The sequence below is a fragment of the Xylophilus sp. genome (assembly GCA_009914555.1).
GTDB lineage: Bacteria > Pseudomonadota > Gammaproteobacteria > Burkholderiales > Burkholderiaceae_C > WNDY01.
Genome location: WNDY01000072.1, coordinates 1 through 17,634, shown reverse-complemented (window position 1 = coordinate 17,634; position 17,634 = coordinate 1). Strand labels below are relative to the sequence as shown.

Annotated in this window: 12 protein-coding genes; 5 read left to right on the top strand and 7 right to left on the bottom strand. The window is 69.8% G+C overall.

Annotation, left to right across the window (positions count from 1 at the left end; translation table 11 throughout):
* Positions 1-238 precede the first annotated feature (238 nt).
* From GAK38_RS20950 to GAK38_RS20935, 4 genes are read left to right on the top strand one after another with little or no spacing between them, the layout of a single operon-like run.
* Entirely contained in the window at positions 239-1,630 is a 1,392-nt protein-coding gene (locus GAK38_RS20950; protein WP_325346878.1) for an efflux RND transporter periplasmic adaptor subunit, read from the top strand.
* Positions 1,631-1,661: 31 nt separating this feature from the next.
* Positions 1,662-4,796 (top strand): efflux RND transporter permease subunit, encoded by a 3,135-nt coding sequence (locus GAK38_RS20945; protein ID WP_325346877.1) that lies wholly within the window; start codon positions 1,662-1,664, stop codon positions 4,794-4,796.
* Entirely contained in the window at positions 4,793-8,038 is a 3,246-nt protein-coding gene (locus GAK38_RS20940) for an efflux RND transporter permease subunit (protein ID WP_325346876.1), read from the top strand. Before GAK38_RS20945 ends, GAK38_RS20940 begins: the two co-directional genes overlap by 4 nt.
* The gene (locus tag GAK38_RS20935) at positions 8,035-9,456 is read left to right on the top strand and encodes an efflux transporter outer membrane subunit (RefSeq protein ID WP_325346875.1); all 1,422 of its coding nucleotides are present in this window, start codon (positions 8,035-8,037) and stop codon (positions 9,454-9,456) included. Before GAK38_RS20940 ends, GAK38_RS20935 begins: the two co-directional genes overlap by 4 nt.
* A 75-nt stretch (positions 9,457-9,531) precedes the next feature.
* On the opposite strand, the gene argF is transcribed toward GAK38_RS20935, so the two are convergent.
* Both argF and GAK38_RS20925 read right to left on the bottom strand, forming a co-directional pair.
* Positions 9,532-10,455, bottom strand: a complete 924-nt coding sequence (gene argF, locus GAK38_RS20930) for an ornithine carbamoyltransferase (RefSeq protein ID WP_325346874.1) — start codon at positions 10,453-10,455, stop codon at positions 9,532-9,534.
* A gap of 91 nt (positions 10,456-10,546) precedes the next feature.
* Entirely contained in the window at positions 10,547-11,734 is a 1,188-nt protein-coding gene (locus GAK38_RS20925) for an aspartate aminotransferase family protein (protein ID WP_325346873.1), read from the bottom strand.
* Positions 11,735-12,016: 282 nt separating this feature from the next.
* Here GAK38_RS20925 and GAK38_RS20920 point away from each other — a divergent pair, with 282 nt between their 5' ends.
* Positions 12,017-12,340: a DUF3579 domain-containing protein gene (locus GAK38_RS20920; RefSeq protein ID WP_325346872.1), complete on the top strand. Its 324-nt coding sequence runs from the start codon at positions 12,017-12,019 to the stop codon at positions 12,338-12,340.
* A 51-nt stretch (positions 12,341-12,391) separates the two neighbouring features.
* Here the strand turns inward: GAK38_RS20920 and GAK38_RS20915 are convergent, their stop codons facing one another.
* The 5 genes from GAK38_RS20915 to GAK38_RS20895 all read right to left on the bottom strand — a co-directional run bounded on the left by GAK38_RS20915 (position 12,392) and on the right by GAK38_RS20895 (position 17,539).
* Positions 12,392-13,318, bottom strand: coding sequence for an alpha/beta fold hydrolase (locus GAK38_RS20915; RefSeq protein WP_325346871.1), 927 nt, complete (start codon positions 13,316-13,318; stop codon positions 12,392-12,394).
* Positions 13,319-13,328: 10 nt separating this feature from the next.
* On the bottom strand, positions 13,329-14,312 hold the full coding sequence (locus GAK38_RS20910) for a VOC family protein (protein ID WP_325346870.1): 984 nt from the start codon (positions 14,310-14,312) through the stop codon (positions 13,329-13,331).
* A 112-nt stretch (positions 14,313-14,424) separates the two neighbouring features.
* Positions 14,425-15,384: a PDR/VanB family oxidoreductase gene (locus GAK38_RS20905; protein WP_325346869.1), complete on the bottom strand. Its 960-nt coding sequence runs from the start codon at positions 15,382-15,384 to the stop codon at positions 14,425-14,427.
* Entirely contained in the window at positions 15,381-16,688 is a 1,308-nt protein-coding gene (locus tag GAK38_RS20900; protein ID WP_325346868.1) for a Rieske 2Fe-2S domain-containing protein, read from the bottom strand. The genes GAK38_RS20905 and GAK38_RS20900 overlap by 4 nt, the downstream gene beginning before the upstream one ends.
* A gap of 20 nt (positions 16,689-16,708) precedes the next feature.
* Positions 16,709-17,539 (bottom strand): ABC transporter substrate-binding protein, encoded by an 831-nt coding sequence (locus GAK38_RS20895; RefSeq protein ID WP_325346867.1) that lies wholly within the window; start codon positions 17,537-17,539, stop codon positions 16,709-16,711.
* Positions 17,540-17,634 lie beyond the last annotated feature (95 nt).

Genomic DNA, 17,634 nt, shown 5'->3' with positions numbered 1-17,634 from the left:
TGAGGGGCTGAGCCATGGGTCCATGGGCCAACCGGGGGGGCCTCCGGCGGCCTGGCAGGGGCCTGATAGATCAACAGCCAGAAACCAGTTCACCAACCGCCTCACACACAGAAATACTGACAGCCCCATAGCGATTCTCGCTTATGCAATCATCCGGGATGCGACATTTACCCAAACGCAGCCAACGGCTACACGCGTGCGCGGTCTACTACGCGCCGCCCAAAAGACCTGCTCGAACATGGCCACCGACCACGCTCCGCCCACTCTGCAGCCCTCCCGCGACCCCGGCGCTACCGACCATCCCTCCGCTCCGCACGCCCCGCCCGGCACACCGCCGCCGCGCCCGCCGTCGCGGCGCAGCCGCTGGCTGGGCGCGGTGCTGGTGCTGCTGGTCGTGGCGGGGCTGGCCGGCGGCGGCTGGTACCTGCTCAAGCGCCCGCCGGCGCAGCACGCCGGCGGGCCGATGGGGCCGGGCGGCTTCCTGGTCACGGTGCAGAGCGCCGTCGCCCGGCGCGCCGAGCTGCCGGTCACGCTCGACGCACTCGGCACGGTCACGCCGCTGGCCACCATCACGCTGAAGACGCAGGTCGGCGGCGTACTGTCCGAGGTGCTGTTCACCGAAGGCCAGATGGTCAGGAAGGACCAGCTGCTCGCGCGCATCGACCCGCGTCCCTACGAGCAGTCGCTGCGCCAGGCGCAGGGCACGCTGGCGCACGACGAGGCCCAGCTGGAGGCCGCCCGCGTCACGCTGGCGCGCTACCGCACGCTGCTGGACCAGGACTCGATCGCACGGCAGGATGTGGACACCCAGGCCGCGCTGGTGCGGCAGCTCGAAGGCACGGTCGTCAGCGACCGTGCCGCCGTGGCCAATGCCCAGGTCAACCTCGACTACACCCGCATCACCGCGCCGGTCGCGGGCCGCATCGGCCTGCGCACGGTCGATGCCGGCAACACGGTGGCGGCCAACGCCACGACCGGCATCGCCGTCATCACCCAGATCTATCCGATCGACGTGGCCTTCTCGGTGCCGCAGGACCGCATCGCCGACATCCTGACTGCGTCGGGCGCGGGCCAGCCCCTGGCCGTCGTCGCACTGGACCGCAACCGCAGCGGCACGCTCGACACCGGCAGCTTCCTCACGCTGGACAACCAGGTCGACACCACCACCGGCACCGTCAAGGCCAAGGCGCGCTTCTCCAACGCGAAGAACGCGCTGTTCCCCAACCAGTTCGTCAACGTGCGTTTCACGCTGCGCAGCCTCGATGCCCTCGTGGTGCCGGTGACGGCGGTGCGCACCGGCCCCAAGGGCAACTACGTCTATGTGGTCAAGGAGGACCGCACGGTCGAGATGCGGCCCGTGCAGCGCGGCGAGGCGACGGTGGACGTGATCGCCATCACCCGCGGCCTGAAGGAAGGCGAGCGCGTGGTGACCGAGGGCGGCGACCGCCTGAGCGACGGCTCGCGCGTGCAGCTGCAGGGCGACAAGCCCGCGGCCACGCCGGCACGCCCGCAGGGGGGGAACCGCCGCCACCGTGGACCGGGCGGCGAGGGCGGCCAGGGCAGCGAAGGCGGCCGCCGCGGCCCGCCGTCCGAGGGCGGCGGCGCCGGCCGCTCCGGGGCGCCGTCGTGATGACGCAGGCGCCTCGCGCCGGGGCGCCGCGATGAGCCCGTCGCGCCCCTTCATCGAGCGGCCGGTCGCCACCGCGCTGCTCATGCTGGCCATTGTGCTGGCCGGCCTCGTGGGCCTGCGCTTTCTGCCGCTCGCGGCGCTGCCGCAGGTGGACTACCCGACCATCCAGGTGCAGACGCTCTACCCGGGAGCGAGCCCCGAGGTGATGAGCCGCACCGTCAGCGCGCCGCTGGAGCGCCAGTTCGGCCAGATGGCGGGCCTGAACCGCATGAGTTCGACCAGCGCCGCCGGCGTCTCCATCGTCACGCTGCAGTTCGGGCTCGACCAGACGCTCGACGTGGCCGAGCAGCAGGTGCAGGCCGCGATCAACGCCGGCGGCTCGTTCCTGCCGGCCGACCTGCCGGCGCCGCCGGTCTATGCCAAGGTCAACCCGGCCGACGCGCCGGTCCTGTCGCTGGCGGTCAGCTCCGAGAGCATGCCGCTGACCGAGGTGCAGAACATCGTCAACACCCGGCTGGCGCAGAAGATCAGCCAGGTCGCGGGCGTGGGCCTGGTCACGCTCGCGGGCGGCCAGCGGCCCGCCGTGCGCATCCAGGCCGATACGGCCAAGCTCGCGGTCGCCGGCATCGGCATCGACACGCTGCGCAATGCCATCTCCGCAGCCAACGCCAGCGGCGCCAAGGGCAGCTTCGACGGCCCGCAGCGCGCCTACACCATCAACGCCAACGACCAGCTGATGACCGCGGCCGAGTACCGCAGCCTGATCGTCGCCTGGAAGAACGGCGCGCCGGTGCGCATGGCCGATGTGGCCCGCGTGGTCGACGGCACCGAGAACGCCGAGCTGGGCGCCTGGGCCGCCCTGCGCAGCGACACTGCCGCCGCGGATGCCGCCGCCCCGGCGCTGCGCCCGGCCATCATCCTCAACGTGCAGCGCCAGCCCGGCGCCAACGTGATCTCCACCGTCGACGCCGTCATGGCGCAGCTGCCGGAGCTGCAGTCGCAGCTGCCCATCGGCATGCGGGTGGAACTGCTGTCGGACCGCACCACCGGCATCCGGGCCTCGGTGCACCACGTGCAGCTCGAACTGGGCCTGGCCGTGCTGCTCGTGGTGCTGGTGATCCTCTTCTTCCTGCACAGCCTGCGGGCCACCGTCATCGCCAGCATCGCGGTGCCGATCTCGCTGGTCGGCACGGCCGGCCTCATGTACCTGCTGGGCTATTCGCTCAACAACCTGAGCCTGATGGCGCTGACCATCGCCACCGGCTTCGTGGTGGACGACGCGATCGTGATGATCGAGAACATCGCGCGCTACATCGAGGAGGGCGAGAAGCCCTTCGCTGCGGCGCTCAAGGGGGCCTCGCAGATCGGATTCACCATCATCTCGCTGACCGTCTCGCTGGTGGCGGTGCTAATCCCGCTGCTGTTCATGGGCGACGTGGTGGGCCGGCTGTTCCGCGAGTTCGCGGTCACGCTGGCGCTCACCATCCTGATCTCGGCCGTGGTTTCGCTCACGCTGGTGCCGATGATGTCGGCGCGCTGGCTGCGGCCGGCCGAGCAGGAGGGCGGCCGGCTGGGCCGCAGCGTTCAAAGATTCTTCGACAAGGTCATCGCGCGCTACGACGTCTGGCTGGCCTGGGTGCTGCGGCACGAGGCGCTGACGCTGGTCGTGGCCGTCGCCACCTTCGCGCTCACGGCGCTGCTCTACGTGGTGATTCCCAAGGGTCTGTTCCCGACGCAGGACACCGGCCAGCTCAAGGTGCGTGTGGAGGCGGCGCAGGACGTGTCGTACCAGCGCATGGCTGGTCTGCAGCAGGCGGCGGCCAACGCCATCCTGGCCGACCCGGACGTGAAGAGCCTGAGTTCCGTGGTCGGTGTGGATGCCGCCAACAACATGATGCTCAACACCGGCAGCATGCTGGTCAACCTGCGCGGCGGCCACGGCGACCAGCAGGCGGTGATGGACCGCCTGCGCGACCGGGTGGCCCGCGAGGTGGCCGGCGTGCGCCTCTACCTGCAGCCGACCCAGGATCTGACCATCGACGCCGAGAGCGGCCCGACCGAGTTCCGCGTGTCGCTCGAAGGCGTGAGCACCGACGAGGTCAACGGCTGGGCCCGCAGGCTGGTGGCGCGGCTCGCCGACGAGCCGCTGGTGCGCAACGCCACGACCGACGCCGGCGCCCAGGGCCTGGCGGCCTATGTGGACATCGACCGCAGCACCGCATCGCGCCTGTCGGTCACCGCCAGCAGCGTGGACGACGCGCTCTACAGCGCCTTCGGCCAGCGCATCGTCTCCACCATCTTCACCGAGACCAACCAGTACCGCGTGATCCTGGAGGCGCAGCGCGAAGGGCTCGATTCGCCGCAGGGCCTGGGCAACCTGCAGCTGCGCTCGGGCGGCGGCTCGCCGGCGCCGCTGGCCTCGTTCGCCACGGTGCGCGAGCAGCCGGCGCCGCTGCAGGTCACGCGCGTGGCGCAGTACCCGGCGGCGACGGTGGGCTTCGACACCGCGCCCGGCGTGGCGCTTGGCCGGTCGGTCGCGGCGATCCGCGCGGCGGCGCAGGCGATCGGCCTGCCCGCGGGCATTTCGATGACCTTCCTGGGTGCAGCCGGCGCGTACGAAAAGTCGCTCGCCAACCAGCTCTGGCTGATCCTGGCGGCCGTGGTCTGCGTCTACATCGTGCTCGGCGTGCTCTACGAGAGCTACGTGCATCCGCTGACCATCCTGTCGACGCTGCCCTCGGCCGGCGTGGGCGCGCTGCTGGCGCTCATGGTCACCGGCCACGACCTGGGCGTGATCGGCATCATCGGCATCATCCTCCTGATCGGCATCGTCAAGAAGAACGCGATCATGATGATCGACTTCGCCATCGATGCCGAGCGCAGCGAAGGAAAGCCGCCGCGCGACGCCATCCGCCAGGCCGCGCTGCTGCGCTTTCGCCCGATCCTGATGACCACGCTGGCCGCGCTGTTCGCCGCCGTGCCGCTGATGTTCGGCTGGGGCGAGGGCGCCGAACTGCGCCGCCCGCTGGGCCTGGCGATCTTCGGCGGGCTGGTGGTGAGCCAGTTGCTCACGCTGTTCACCACGCCGGTGATCTATCTGGGCTTCGACCGGCTCGGCCGGCGGCTGCGCGGCCGCGCGGGCGATGCGGCGGAGGGCGGCGCGTGAACCTCTCGCGCCCCTTCGTCTTGCGGCCGGTGGCCACAGTGCTGCTGACCATCGGCGTCGCACTGGCCGGCATCCTGGCCTTCTTCGTGCTGGCCGTGTCGCCGCTGCCGCAGGTCGATTTCCCCGTCATTTCGGTGTCGGCATCGCTGGCCGGCGCCAGCCCGCAGACCATGGCGCAGAGCGTGGCCACGCCGCTGGAGCGGCGCCTGGGCGTGATCCCCGGCGTCAACGAGATGACGTCGACCAGCTCGACCGGCTCCACCCGCGTCACGCTGCAGTTCGACCTCCACCGCAACATCGACGCCGCCGCACGCGAGGTGCAGGCCGCCATCGTCGCCGCGCGGGCCGACCTGCCCAGCACGCTGCGCAGCAATCCGACCTACCGCAAGGCCAACCCGACGGCGGCGCCGGCCATCATCCTGGCGCTCACGTCCGAGAGCCGCACGCCGGGCCAGATCTACGATACCGTCTCCAACATCGTGAGCCAGCGCCTGTCGCAGGTCGAGGGCGTGGGCGACGTGGAGATCGGCGGCGGCTCGCTGCCCGCCGTGCGGGTGGAACTGCGGCCCTACCAGCTGAGCCGCCTGGGCATCAGCACCGAGGACGTGCGCGCCGCCATTCAGGCCAACAACGCCAACCGGCCCAAGGGCGCGATCGAGGGCGTGGGCCGGCGCATGCAGATCTACACCCCCGCGCCGGGCCTGCGCGCGGCCGACTACCGCGACCTGGTGATCGCCTGGCGCAACAACGCTGCGGTGCGTCTGTCCGACGTGGCCGAGGTGACGGACAGCGTGGAGAACACGCGCACGCTGGGCCTCTTCAACGGCCAGCCGGCCGTGATCGTGCTGGTCACGCTGCAGCCGGGCGCCAACATCATCGAGACGGTCGACAGCGTGCGCCGGCTGCTGCCGGAACTCTCGGCCCAGCTGCCGCAGGACATCAAGGTGCAGGTCGCGTCGGACCGCACCAACTCCATCCGCTCCTCGCTGCGCGAGATCGAGGCCACGCTGGTCATCGCCGTGGGTCTGGTGGTGTTCGTGGTCGGCGTGTTCCTGCGCCGGCTGCGGCCCACCGTCATCCCGGCGGTGGCCACGGTGGTGTCGCTGCTCGGCACCTTCGGCGTGATGTACCTGCTGGGCTTCTCGCTCAACAACCTGAGCCTGATGGCGCTGACGGTGGCCACCGGCTTCGTGGTGGACGACGCCATCGTCGTGCTGGAGAACACCCAGCGCCACATCGAGGCCGGCATGGGCCGCGTCGAGGCGGCGCTGCTGGGCGCGCGCGAGGTCGGCTTCACGGTGCTGTTGATCAGCCTGTCGCTGGTGGCGGTGTTCATCCCGCTGCTGTTCATGGGCGGGCAGGTCGGGCGGCTGTTCCGCGAGTTCTCGGTCACGCTGTCGGCGGCGGTGCTGATCTCGCTGGTCGTCTCGCTGACCACCACGCCGATGATGTGCGCGCTGCTGCTGCGTCCCGAGGACCCTGCGGGCGGGTACCGCCCGGGCCGCTTGGCACGCTGGGCCGAGGCCGGCTGGCAGCGCGCGCTGCGCGGCTATGCCCGCTGCCTGGACTGGGCGCTGACCTCCAGGTTCGTCGTGCTCGCGTCGTTACTGGCGGTAGTAGCTATCAGCGGCTGGCTCTACACGGCCATTCCCAAGGGGTACTACCTGCAGGTCGACAACGGCCAGCTCAACGGCGGCCTGCGGGCCGACCAGAGCATTTCGTCGGGCGCGCTGCAGGCCAAGATGAAGCAGGCGGTGGATATCATCCGTGCCGATCCGGCGGTCGATACGGTGGTCGGCTTCTCGGGCGGGCAGCGCGCGGGCGGCGGCTTCATGTTCGTCAACCTCAAGCCGCTGGCCGAGCGCGGCGTGCCGAGCCAGGCCGTGATCGACCGGCTGCGGCCCCAGCTCAACCAGATCACCGGCCTGCGCGTGTTCCTCGGCCTGGTGCAGGACCTGCGCTCCGGCGGGCGGCAGAGCAACTCGACCTACCAGTACACGCTCAAGAGCGATTCGCTGGCCGACCTGCGCACCTGGACGGCCAAGCTCGGCGACCGCATGGCCGAGTTGCCGCAGCTGACGGATGTGGATTCCAACACCAGCGACAACGGCGTGGAGACCTATGTCGACGTGGACCGCGACGCCGCCGCGCGCCTGGGCGTGAACACCACGGCGATCAACGCGGCGCTCTACAACGCCTTCGGCCAGCGTTCGGTCGCGACCATCTACAACGACCTGAACCAGTACTCGGTCATCATGGAATGGGCGCCGGACTTCCAGCAGTCGCCGCTGGCGCTGCGCGACGTCTACGTGCAGTCCACGGTCAACACCAGCACCACGGCCAGCGGCGCCACGGTGACCAGCACGGTCGACCTGAAGACCGACACCAGCACCGGCACCACCACGGTCACCTCGGCCAACCCGGGCGCGCGCAACTCGTCGGCCGGCCAGGCCCTGGCTTCCACGACCACGCCGCTGGTGCCGCTCGCGGCCTTCTCCGAGGTGGCCGAGCGGGCCGTGCCCAGCGCGATCGAGCACGACAACGGCGAACTGTCGACGACGATCTCGTTCGACCTGGCCGAAGGCACGACGCTGGCCGAGGCGCAGCGCCTGGTCAAGCAGGCCGAGGCCGACATCGCCATGCCGGTCAACGTGCGTGGCACCTTCGCCGGCGCGGTGCGCAGCGCGCAGGAATCGAACGGCCAGCAGGTGCTGCTGATCGTCGCGGCCGTCGTCGTGATCTACATCGTGCTCGGCGTGCTGTACGAAAGCCTGATCCATCCGGTCACCGTGCTCTCCACGCTGCCCTCGGCCGGCGTGGGCGCGGTGCTGGCGCTGCTGCTGATGCGCATGGACCTGTCGCTGATCGCGCTGATCGGGCTGTTCCTGCTGATCGGCATCGTCAAGAAGAACGCCATCATGATCATCGACTTCGCGCTGGAGGCGCAGCGCTCGCGCGGCCTCACCGCCACCGAGGCGGTGCGCGAGGCCAGCCTCCTGCGGCTGCGGCCCATCCTCATGACCTCGCTGGCCGCCGCGCTCGGCGCGCTGCCTCTGGCCATCGGCTTCGGCCAGGGCTCGGAGCTGCGCCAGCCGCTGGGCGTGACCATCGTCGGCGGCCTGATCGCCAGCCAGGTCCTCACCCTCCTGACCGTGCCGGTGGTCTACGTGCTGCTCGACAGCCTGCGCCGCCCTTCGGCCGACGAACGCCGCCTGGCGCGCACCGCCCCCACCGTTCCATGAACCACGCCGCCCGCCTTCTTCCCCTTGTCGTCGCGTTGTCCCTGGCCGGCTGCGCCGGCATCGGCCCCGCCTACCATCGCCCCGACGCACCGCCCGCCGCTGCCTGGAAGGAACAGTCCGCAGCCGCTGGCTGGGTGCCCGCCACGCCCGGCGACACGCTCGACCGCGGCCCGTGGTGGAGCCGCTTCGGCGACCCGGCGCTCGACGCGCTGGCCCAGCGGGTGCAGGTGTCCAACCAGAACATCGCCGCGGCCGTGGCCAACTACGCGCAGGCCGAAGCCCTGGTGCGCCAGCAGCGCGCGGCCCTGCTGCCCAGCCTGTCGGCCAGCGGCAGCGGCCGGCGCAGCGGCGGCGTAGGCAGCGATGGCACGCCGGCCAGCGGCGCCTACAGCGCCACGCTCGGCGCGAGCTGGACGCCCGATCTCTGGGGCCGGCTGCGCAATACCGTGGACAGCGCCCAGGCCAGCGCCCAGGCCTCGCAGGCCGACTTGGCCTCGGCGCGGCTGGCGGCCATCGGGTCGCTGGCCACCGACTACTTCTCGCTGCGCGAGGCCGATGCCGAGATCGCGCTGCTGACCCAGGCCATCGAGGGTTACGAGCGCTCGCTCGCCATCACCCAAAACCGCTACAACGCCGGCATCGCCGCCCAGACCGACGTGCTGCAGGCCCGCTCGCAGCTGCTGTCGACGCAGGCCGACCGGGTGGGCGTGCAGCGCACGCGCGACACGCTGGAGCATGCGATCGCGGTGCTGGTGGGCGAGGCGCCGGCCGGCTTCCGCCTGCCTGCCGCGCCCTGGGTGGCGTCGGTGCCTTCGGTGCCGCTGGCCCTGCCGTCGCTGCTGCTGCAGCGCCGGCCGGACATCGCTTCTGCCGAGCGCAGCGTGGCCGAGGCCAATGCGCAGATCGGCATCGCGCGCGCGGCGTACTTCCCGACCATCGACCTGACCGCCTCGATCGGCGGCAGCTCCAGCCGCGTGGGCGACCTGTTCAGCGCGTCGAGCCTGCTGTGGGCGCTGGGCGTGTCGGTGGCGCAGACGGTGTTCGACGGTGGCGCCATCGACGCGAGCGTGGACGCGGCGCGCGCCGCCCATACGGCGCAGGTGGCCAGCTACCGGCAGACGGTGCTGTCCGCCTTCCAGGCAGTGGAGGACCAGCTCAGCGCCGTGGCCGCACTGGCCGCACAGGAAGGCCTGCGCCGCGAAGACTCCGAGGTGGCCGACCGCACCGAGCAACAGCAGCTCAACCGCTACCGCGCCGCCCAGATCAGCTACACCGACGTGGTGACCGCGCAGGTCGCCGCGCTCACCGCCCGCCGCAGCCTGGCCCAGGTGCAGCTGGCGCGCCAGACCGCGGCCATCGCGCTGATCCAGGCGCTGGGCGGCGGCTGGGAAGCGGACTGGCTGGCCAATCCGCCATAAGATTCCAGGGGGGTATACGCCTGATGCCCCCAGTCCATACCGACGTCACGACGTATGTGCTGGGAGTATCCGGCGTCAGTCGACCCGGCCGCGCAGCAGGAATTCCAGCAGCGCCTTCTGCACGTGCATGCGGTTCTCGGCCTCGTCCCAGACCACCGACTGCGGGCCGTCGATCACGTCGGCGTCCACTTCCTCGCCGCGGTGCGCCGGCAGGCAGTGCATGAAGAGCGCGTCGGGCCGGGCGACCTTCATCAGGTCGGCGTCCACGCGCCAGTCCGCGAAGGCCTTGCGGCGCTCCTCGTTCTCGGCCTCGTAGCCCATGCTGGTCCACACGTCGGTAGTCACCAGGTCGGCGCCGCGGCAGGCATCCTCGGGGTTCTTGAAGACCTTGTAGCCGGCGCCGGAGCGCACGTTGGCCACGGCCTCGTCGATGCCGTAGCCGCTGGGGGTGCTCACGTGCACGGTGAAGCCGAGGATCTCGGCGGCCTGCAGCCAGGTGTTGGCCATGTTGTTGCCGTCGCCGACCCAGGCCACCGTCCTGCCGGCGATCGAGCCGCGGTGCTCGATGTAGGTGAAGATGTCCGCCAGGATCTGGCAGGGATGGAATTCATTGGTCAGGCCGTTGATGACCGGCACGCGCGAATGCGCGGCGAAGGTCTCGATCTTGTCCTGGCCGAAGGTGCGGATCATCACCGCGTCGACCATGCGGCTGATGACCTTGGCGCTGTCCTCGATCGGCTCAGCGCGGCCGAGCTGGCTGTCGCCGGTGGTCAGGTGGACCACGCTGCCGCCGAGCTGGTACATGCCGGCCTCGAAGCTCACGCGGGTGCGGGTGCTGGCCTTCTCGAAGATCAGCGCCAGCGTGCGGTCGGCCAGCGGGTGGTACTTCTCGTAGGCCTTGAACTTGCGCTTGATGACGGCCGCGCGTTCGAACAGATAAGCGTACTCGTCGGCCGTGAAGTCGTTGAACTGGAGGTAGTGGCGGATCGGTGGACTCATGGCAGCAAAACGGCAAGCCCGCGGCGTGGTGCATGCGCCGCGGGCGGGTTCGTCGGAGCGGAAGGACGGATATTACCGGCTGGTCGTCCGCCTAGGCCAGCAGGTCGCGCACCAGCGGTGCCAGCAGGGCCACGATCCGGTCGGCCTGCTCGGCCGTCAGGATCAGCGGCGGCACCAAGCGGATCACCGTGTCGGCCGTGACCGAAAGCAGCAGCCCGGCCTCGGCCGCGCGGCCAAGCAGCGCGCCGGCCGGACGGTCGAGTTCGATGCCGATCATCAGGCCCTGGCCGCGCACTTCCTTCACGCCGGGCAGGGCGCCGAGTTCGCGCTCCAGCGCGGCCTTCAGATGGGCGCCGACGGCGGCGGCGTTCTCGATGAGCTTCTCGTCCTCGATGATCGCGAGCGTCTCGATGCCCGCGCGCATCGCCAGCGGGTTGCCGCCGAAGGTCGAGCCGTGGTTGCCCGGGCCGAAGATGCCGGCCGCGCGCGGTCCTGCAAGCACCGCGCCCACAGGCACGCCCGAGCCCAGGCCCTTGGCCAGCGTGACCACGTCGGGCGCGATGCCGGCCCACTGGTGGCCGAACCACTTGCCGGTGCGGCCGATGCCGGTCTGCACCTCGTCGATCATCAGCAGCCAGCCGCGCTCGTCGGCCAGCCGGCGCACCTGCCTGAGGTAGTCGGCGAACAGCGGGTGGATGCCGCCCTCGCCCTGGATCACTTCGAGGAAGACGGCAACCACGTTCGGATTGCCGGCCGTGGCGTCTTCGAGGGCGGCGATGTCGTTCAGCGGCACGCGGATGAAGCCTTCGACCAGCGGGCCGAAGCCGGCCTGGATCTTCGGGTTGCCGGTGGCCGACAGCGTGGCGATGGAGCGGCCGTGGAAGGCATGCTCGTAGACCACGATCTCGGGCCGCGCGATACCCTTGTCATGGCCGAACTTGCGTGCGAGCTTCAGTGCAGCCTCGTTGGCTTCCAGGCCGCTCGAGCAGAAGAAGGCATTGGTCAGACCCGACAGTTCCACCAGCTTCCTGGCCAGGATCTCCTGGCCGGGCACGTGGTAGTAGTTGGACGTATGGATGAGTCTGGCCACCTGGTCCTGCAGCGCCGCCACCAGGCGCGGGTGGTTGTGGCCGACGGTGTTGACCGCGATGCCGCCCAGGCCGTCGAGGTACCTGCGGCCGTCCACGTCCCAGACCCAGACGCCGTCGCCGTGCGACAGGGCGATCGGCAGGCGGCCGTAGGTGTTCATGACATGCGGGGACGCAGCGGTGGCGGTCATTGCAAAGGTGCTCCTGGCAGCCCTCCGGCCGGGCCGGAGGTGTTGGAAAACCGCAGTCGTCGAGGCTGTCTGCGGGCGTTGCACGATTCTAGGTGCGTACACTGCAGGGGTTTTTGACGATTCGGCATCACTGCGATGCTGCCGGCGGATGGTGGAACGCGGAGCCGGCCGCAGCCGGGTGTGCGGGTTCGTACGAGCCCAGTCTTCTATAAGAGTTAAAATGGCCGGCTCGCCGAGATCGGGGCCCGCCTCGGCCGGCCTGCCTCTCACCTCCCCTACACGATGGTCTCCCAATCCGCCAAAGAAGTCTTCATCCAGGGCATCACCCGCGATGGGAGGACCTTCCGCCCCAGCGACTGGGCCGAGCGGCTGGCCGGCGTCATGAGTTCGTTTCGTCCCGGGGGCGCCCGCCCGGGCAGCCACCTCAGCTATTCGCCGTGGTGCATCCCGACGACAATGAACGGCATCAAGTGCGTGATCGTCAACCGCGAGCTGCAGGCCCACGAGCCGATGGCCTGGGACTTCGTACTGAACTTCGCCCGCGACAACGACCTGCAGGTCGCCGAGGGCTGCCTGCTGCCGGACCACCCGGCGGCCCGCGGGTAGCCGCGCTGGACGGCCGGTGCCGCAGAGGCGCCGGTAAGGCTCCGTTTCCCGTCAGCGGTGCGCGCCCGTCCCGGCTTGCGGGGCACCGTCCCGTCCTGCCTCCGGCCCGCCTTCGGGAGCCGGAGGGTTCATCTCCAGGAAACCCAACAGGTTGTGGTTGAAGATCTCCCATTGCTCTGTCTGCGGCCAGTGGCCGCAACGGGGCAGAAGCAGGATGCGTGCGTCCGAAAAATGGCGTCTGGCCGCCAGGCCGATCTCGTGCGGCAGGCTGTTGTCGTCCAGACCCCACACCAGCAAGCTGGGAAGGTGCACGACGGCGTGGCGTACCGCATCCTGGTCGAACTGCCGCGAGACGGCGGCGCGTGCCTGGCAGGCGTCCCAGCGCTCGCCCTGCAGCGAGGCCAGCCGCAGGGCGACGATGTCGTCGGTGACCTGTCGCGCCTCGTGGAAGGTGTTCAGGCAGAGGCGACGGATGCTGTCGAAGGTGGGCTCGATGCCGGCCAGGCGCGAACGATGGGCGGCCAGCCGGGCCGCCGCGTCGACGGGTATATCGAAGAACGGATAGGGCGCCGCCAGCGCCAGCGAGCGCACTGCCGGCCCGGGCGCGCTGCGCAGGGCGATCAGGCAGCAGAGCAGGCCGCCGATGGAGTTGCCCACCAGATGGACGGCCTCCGGCGCCATCGCCTGCAGAAAGGCCACGGCATGGCGGTAGCGGAATTCGATGCCGTGGTCCGCCGGTATGCCGCTGTGGCCGAAACCGGGTTGGTCGTAGGCAATGAGTTCGTAGCCGGCCCCGGTCAGGGCCTCGGTGTTGCGGAACCAGTTGAGGTCGCTGCTGGCGCCGGGCGCGCCCCCATGCAGCAGCACGACGGCAGGCCGCGGGCGGGGCGGCGGTGTAGCGGGCTGGATCCGGTAGTAGGCGGTCTCGATGCCGAGGATGCGGATGCTCCGGCGCGGGGCCGGTATGCCGATCGTCATGGCGCGGTTCTCACAGCACCCACGCGGCCTGCTGCGGGTCCACGTCCGCCCAGAGCGGGGGTTCGGCGATGCGATCGACGAACAACTGCAGGCGCAGGCCATCGGGGTCGCGCAGGAACACGGCGCGGCGCAGCGGATGGTCCACCGCCTTCTCGGCAATCAGGCCGTCTGCCTGCAACCGGGCGACGGAGGCGTCCAGTTCGGCTTCGCTGAACATTTCGACGCCGAAATGGTGCATGGACGCCGGCGTGTCCTTCGGGGCCTGGATCAGCGCGATGTTGCGTTCGCCGCAGGTACCGCCCAGCAAGGCATAGGCCCGATGTCCGGGGTACACGAGCAGGTCCAGGCCGATGGTCTGCGTGTAGAAGCGGATGGAATCCTCGATCCTCGCCATCGCCAGCGTGGCGTGCTTGGTGCGCACCGGATGGAAGACGGCGTGTTCGACGCGGCGGATCTCGGGGGGGGGGGGATCGTAGTTGCACTCGGTGCACGGCTGCGTCATGCCCGGGCTCCAGGCCGGCTTGGGCTTGGTGACGCTCCCGGTGCGCGCATTGCGCCAGTCGCGGACGACGTCGGCGTAGAGCTCGCAGGAATTCCCGTCGGGGTCCGCGCAGTAGGCCGAGTGCGCGATGTCGTGGTCCAGCGTGCGCTGAAACACGACCTGATCGCGGATCGCGCGCTCGTAGCCGGCCACCAGATCGACCTCGGTTTCCAGCTCGAAGGCCAGGTGGTTCAGGCCGGGCGCGCGCCCGCGGCCGGAAGGGCCGGCACGGGCGACCATGCCGATGTCGTGGTGGGTGTTGCCATTGCTCAGAAAGCCGCCCTGGATGGCGAGCACCCGGTAGGCTTCCTCGAAGCCGACGATCTCGCGGTAGAAGCGCATGGACGTGTCCAGGTTGTCGATGACGAGATTGACGTGTCCCAGGCGGCGTGGACGGAAATAGCGGTTGTCCGGCTGCGTGGCGTCGCGGACCGCGTCGGTTGGTGCATGCATCTCGGTTCCTTCCTTGGAGGTGGGATGGACGATGGAATGACCCGTCGCCCCGGAGGCCGGCAACGAGTGCATCGGAGCGGACGGTCGACTGGCATTCATGGGTACGGCGCCGCTACAGGTCGATGACCAGACGCGGACTCCGGGCGCGCGAGCAGCAGGGCAGGAACACCTTGCCCGACTGGCGTTCCGACGGGCTCAGGACCCTGTCGCGGTGATCGGGCTCGCCTTCGAGTACCGTGGTCATGCAGGTTCCGCAGATGCCTTGCTCGCAGGAGGTCTCCACGGCGATGCCGTGGCGGGCAAGCGCCTCCACCGCGGATTCGCTGCGTCCCACCATGACCGTCAGCCCTGAGCGGGCCAGCACCAGCTCGAAGGCGCCGTCGGCGGCGTGGTCGATGGGCGCAGCCGCGAAATGCTCGACGTGGACGTGCTCCGCATCGAAACCCGCCCGCGCGGCGTGGGAGGTCATGGCATCGATGAAACCCGCCGGTCCGCAGATGTACACATGGGCAGCAGGCCCATGGGCGGCCAGGGCGGCCGCCGGGTCTGCGTGGGTGGCGGGTTCGTCGTCCACGTGGATGTGGACCTGCCGGGCAAAGGCGCTGGCGCCGATGCGGTCCAGGAAGGCCATGCGCCCGCGCTGGCGGCCGTGGTAGTGCAGGGTGAAAACGGCCTGATCGCGCGACAGTTGCTCGGCCATGGCGAGCAGCGGCGTGATACCGATGCCGCCTGCCAGCAGCAGGGTGGGGTGGGTGCCCGGTCGCAGCGCAAAGAGGTTGCGCGGCCGGCCGACGGTCAGTCGCGTACCCGTGCGGACGCGCTCGTGCATGGCCGCCGATCCGCCGCGCGACTGCGGCTCGCGCAGCACCGCGATCTGGTAGCGGTGGGTTTCGCCGGGCGGATTGCACAGCGAATACTGGCGGCACAGGCCGTCGCCCAGGTGCACGTCGATGTGTGCGCCGGCTGCGAACGGCGGCAGCGCACGGCCCCGTGGATCGGCCAGGTCGAACGAGCAGATGCCCACCGCCTCCTCCTGCCTGCGGGCGACTGCGACGTCTAGCGTATCGCTCATGGCGTCGCATGCTGCGCAAGGGTGCGCCGGCCGGCGCCTTCCTGGGGCAGGGACGCCAGGAACTGCCTGAGCTCGCCGATCTCGACGACCGCATCGACCGGCCGCATGGAGAACGCCGAGCCGTCCCGGACGAGGTCGCGGAAGTCCTGCAGGGCCTGCGGACCGGCGAGGATGTCGAGGATCTTGCGCCGCGCCATGACGATGGCCAGGTCTGCGCTCACCAGTTTCTCCCGGGTGCGGTCGACGATGCGGCCCATGCCTGCCTGCATGGCCCGGTCCTGGTCGTTGACCCCGTGGATGCCCGTGGTCGGCACGCCCTGTTGCGCCGCGCGGTCGACTAGATAGTCGTTGCGGCGGTTGCGCACGGGCAGCCAGGTGTCGATGATGGAGCCCGTGTTCAGGTGGATGGACTGGTAGATGCACTCGGGCGGGAACGAGACGCCCCGGGCGACGAAATCCAGGAAGGCGGGCGGCAATTCGCCCTCCATCACATAGTTGAAGTCCCAGCAGTAGGTGTTCTCGTCGTCGATGGGCACCCACGCCCGCCCGCCGATGGGCCAGGCCGCGCTGGGGATCACCGAGAACATCGGTGCCATCCACTGCGTCACGCGCCAGTAGTAGCGTTCCTCGGCACGCCGGCGCGCGATCGACATGAAGCCGATGCCGGTTTCCTTGATGTCGAGTTGCGGATTGGGGTCGGAGAAGGTGTAGGTGCGGTGCACGCGGTCCTGCTTCACGCCCTGCTCGGACTTGTGCAGCGTGGAGACGTGCGAACTGTCGATCTCGCCTTCGACGCCTTGCACCCAGTTGGTTTCCTGCAGCCATACCGACGCCAAGCGCTGCGAGGCGGGCAGGTCGATCCAGGGGAAGCGGGGCAGTGCGGGAGGCTGGCCCTCGCCCATGTAGACCCAGATGACGTCCGCCTGCTCCGCGACCCGGTAGGCCTTCAGCTGCATCTTCTGACACAGATGGGGAGCGCTTTCGCTGGGCATCTCCCGGCACTGCCCGTCGGGCCCGTAAAGCCAGCCGTGGTAGGCGCAGCGGATGCCGTCGTGTTCGACCTTGCCGAAGAACAGCGGCGCTCCGCGATGCAGGCACTGCGCCCGCACAATGCCGACTTTTCCCGCTCCGTCGCGAAAGGCGATCAACTCCTCTCCCAGCAGCTTCAGGCGGACCGGCGCCGGCTGCTGCGCGGTCAGCTGCCGGGACAGCAGGGCAGGCAGCCACAGCGACCGGAACAACGCATTGCCCGGCGTGCCTGGGCCTACTCTGCACAGCAGTTCGTTGTTTTCCTTCGTGAGCATGGCGATTCTCCTGGTGCGGCTCACCTGCCCGAGACGCCGGCGATCATGTTCATGATCGCCCGGCTGGCCTGCTCGGTCAGCTTCAGTTCATCGTCGGTGCAGGCTTCCACGACTTTCGCGTCGGGGCGCAGGGTCTTGATCCGCTGCGTCGTGGCGGATTCCGCGTTCGAGTACTGCGACATGTATTCCAGCTCTTCCTGCAACTGCGCGCCTTCGGTCACCAGCCAGGCCAGGAACAGCTTGCCCAGGTTGGGCTGCGGCGCGCCCTTGAGCATGAAGCCGAACAGCGGCCCCACCGGCACCTCGTCCAGCGGCATCCATTCGATGGGGGCGCCCTTGCGCTTCTGGGCCTCGGCCAGTGCGGTGTAGCCGGAGACGCCCACGGCCACTTCGCCGTTGGAGATGGCGCCTACCACTGCCGGCGGTCCCGGCTTGAAGCGCGGCGCGTTGTCCACCAGGCGCCGGGTGAGATCGACGGCCGCATCCACGCCGTGGCTGACGGCCAGGATGTCCAGCGGAGGCGGGGTGTTGTTGGCCATCGCGAAGCGGCCGCGCCATGCGGGCCGGGTCAGTTCCTCGATGCTGCGCGGCACGGCTTCGGGCTTGACTAGGTTCCTGTTGTAGACCATCACGTACTGGACGTCCCACTGGCGCAGCATCCGGCCCCGGTAGTTCGGAAGCACGCCGTCGACGGCGGCGGCCTTGATCTTGGGGAACATTTCACCGAACTCGCCGACCCAGTCCACCCGTTCGTCCAGGCCGTTCCGGGCGAACCAGTGCTCGTAGGTGTTGTAGCCATAGCCGCCGATGGCGCTGGGCAGAGCCTGTCCGAAATTTTGTGTGTGAGGCATAGCATGTCAATGAGGAGCATGTATGCCGACGAGCAAGACGAAAACGAAGAACGCAGCGATAGCCGCCCGAACGGCGGCGTTGCCCACGATCCCCA